1 protein-coding gene is annotated in these 636 nt (G+C 26.3%); it reads left to right on the top strand.

What is annotated here, in order from left to right; translation table 11 throughout:
* Positions 1 to 177: 177 nt before the first annotated feature.
* Positions 178 to 573: a thiol-disulfide oxidoreductase DCC family protein gene (locus tag CD128_RS11365; RefSeq protein WP_103329980.1), complete on the top strand. Its 396-nt coding sequence runs from the start codon at positions 178 to 180 to the stop codon at positions 571 to 573.
* The last annotated feature ends 63 nt before the right edge of the window (positions 574 to 636 follow it).

Here is a 636-nt window from a genome sequence, read left to right as displayed (position 1 = left end):
TAAAAAAGTCTGATTTCCTCTTTGTCGCTTAATCTAATTATAATTAAATAATTTTTTTATTTATCAACCGATGTTTGCGTAGAACCAATTTCTGTAACTATTAGATGGTGTTTTTTGTGTTTAAAATAGTTTTTTAAAGGAATATTAATTATATGACTATGAGGAAGGTGAAATGGTATGCCAATCATTTATTATGATGGAAAATGTGTATACTGCTATAACTATTGTATTTGGTTAATTCAAAATGGCTTACCAAAAAGTTATGAATTTACGACTTTAAATAGTGAAGCGGGTCAAAATTTATTTAAACAACATCCTGAAGCTAAAAATAGAAATAGCGTCATATTACAACAAGGTGATCATTTAGAATATAAATCTACAGCAATTGCTACTTTAATCACGAAATTACCAAATTTTAAATGGCTAGGATTCTTAATTAGAGTGGTGCCACTTCCAATTAGAAATTTCGGCTATAACTTATTTGCTAATAACCGTAATAGAATGTGGAAGACGCATTGGCATCAACCAAATGATTATGAAAAGTCATTCTTTATTAATGATGAAAGAAAATAATTGATAAAATATTGTTTTAATTGATAAATAGATTAAGATTAATTGATAATATTAAGTTGTTAT

Origin of the sequence: Staphylococcus croceilyticus, from assembly GCF_002902575.1 — a bacterium.
Taxonomy (GTDB): domain Bacteria; phylum Bacillota; class Bacilli; order Staphylococcales; family Staphylococcaceae; genus Staphylococcus; species Staphylococcus croceilyticus.
The sequence above is the reverse complement of the archived record's forward strand: the minus strand, read 5'-3'. Positions and strand labels throughout refer to the sequence as shown.